This is a genomic window from Synechococcus sp. R55.8 (genome assembly GCF_047461895.1).
Classification (GTDB): domain Bacteria; phylum Cyanobacteriota; class Cyanobacteriia; order Thermostichales; family Thermostichaceae; genus Thermostichus.
Window position 1 is genome coordinate 1 of record NZ_JANSIB010000107.1, and the last position, 1,694, is coordinate 1,694.

General features: G+C 55.2%; 2 protein-coding genes. Both read left to right on the forward strand.

Annotated features, from left to right (window positions below; all coding sequences use genetic code 11):
* The first annotated feature begins 392 nt into the window (after positions 1-392).
* Entirely contained in the window at positions 393-1,457 is a 1,065-nt protein-coding gene (locus tag NW829_RS10525) for a spermidine/putrescine ABC transporter substrate-binding protein (RefSeq protein ID WP_414414126.1), read from the forward strand.
* A gap of 62 nt (positions 1,458-1,519) precedes the next feature.
* A complete protein-coding gene (locus tag NW829_RS10530) occupies positions 1,520-1,690 on the forward strand; it encodes a chlorophyll a/b-binding protein (RefSeq protein WP_011432158.1) in 171 nt (56 codons plus the stop codon).
* Positions 1,691-1,694: the final 4 nt, after the last annotated feature.

Consider the following 1,694-nt stretch of genomic DNA (forward strand, 5'->3'; position numbering starts at 1 on the left):
GTTTCCAATTTCTAGGGATCCCCCCGAAGGGGGAACTCCACCCCTATTAAACCCAAGCAGGGCAAGGAATGCAAGACCCATTTGCGAGGGATCCGGAAAAAAGTCGGCAAAAAGAGCTGCGGCGAGGGGGTTTTGGGGCTGGAAAGCCTTGTGGCGCAAGGCATCGAGGGATCGGACGAAAGAATCGGCCTTTGCGGCTTTTGGCGGATCGCTCGCGGAGGCGTTGATACCGTTTGGGTGTTGTCTTGGAAACAAGGGTGAGTACCCGAGCCTCAACCGGAGTTTGCGGGGCTTGGCGATTGCCCAAGGCGTGCCCCCTAGCCGCGGGTGTAGCCGGCTGGGGGATGAAAGCAGATACGATGTTTTCAACTTTTCACAGTCGGAGAAATCTCATGAAAAAGTGGATTGCCTCGGCCACAACCCTGCTCTGCTGTGTGCTTGTCCTGGTTTTGTTTTGGCCCCATGTTACCTCTGCCCAGGGGCAGACTCTCAACCTCTACATCTGGTCAGAATACATCGATCCCGACATCCTCACTGCCTTTGAAAAAGCCACCAATAGCCGCGTGCTGGTCAGCGTGTACGAATCCAACGAAGACATGGTGGCCAAACTGCGGGGGGGAGGCACCAGCCAGTACGACATTGTTGTTCCCACCGACTACATTGTGCCCAACATGTTGGAGCTGGGACTGCTGCAGCCTCTCAACAAAGAATTGATCCCCAACCTAAGCAACCTGGGCGAAAAATTTGTCGGCCTGCCCTTTGATCCAGAAAACACCTACACCGCCGCCTATCAGTGGGGCACCACCGGCATTGGCTACCGCAAAGACCGCCTGCCCGAAAACTTTGAACGCTCTTGGGGATTGATTTTCGACCCGCAGCAGCAGTATGGCCCCTTTGTGATGATCGACGAGATGCGCTCCATGATCGGCGCTGCTGCCGTTTACCTGGGCTTCGATATGAACACCACCGTTCGCTCCGAACTGCAGCAGATCCAGCAGCTTTTGATCGACACCAAGCGCCGCAGTGCCGGCCTAATTGGGGGCGTGGGGGGCAAAAACCAACTGGTTTCTGGAACGGCCAATGTAGCCATCGTCTACAGCGGCGATGCCCTGCAAGCTGCCGAAGAAAACCCCAACATCGGCTATTTTGTCCCCCGCGAGGGTGCCCACATTTGGCTGGATGTAATGGCCATTCCCGCCCAGGCCCCCAACCCCGAGCTGGCCAATCGCTTCATCAATTTCATCCTGGATGCTGAAGTCGGCGCTCAACTGAGCAACCACAACCGCTTCGCCACCCCCAACGCTGCAGCTCTGCCCATGATCAACCCAGAAGATCGGCAAAACCCGGCCATCTACCCTGACGAAGAGGCCCTTGCCAAACTCACCTACCTTAAAGTGCTGTCAGGGGAAGAGCTGCGCCTCATCGACGCCCTCTGGACAACCGTGAAAAGCAGCTAGGGATCCCTTGTTAGCTCTCGACATAAAACTTGACACTTTTTAATATCTGAGCCACATTAAAGATGTCACCTGTTGATGGAGCTAGAACCATGGAAAACCAAGAAGCTAAGTTTGGCTTTACCACCTTCGCCGAAAAATGGAATGGCCGTTTGGCAATGCTGGGCTTTGTGATTGGCGTTGCGACCGAGTTGCTGACCGGCCAAGGGATCCTCTCTCAAATTGGCCTGATGTAATCCC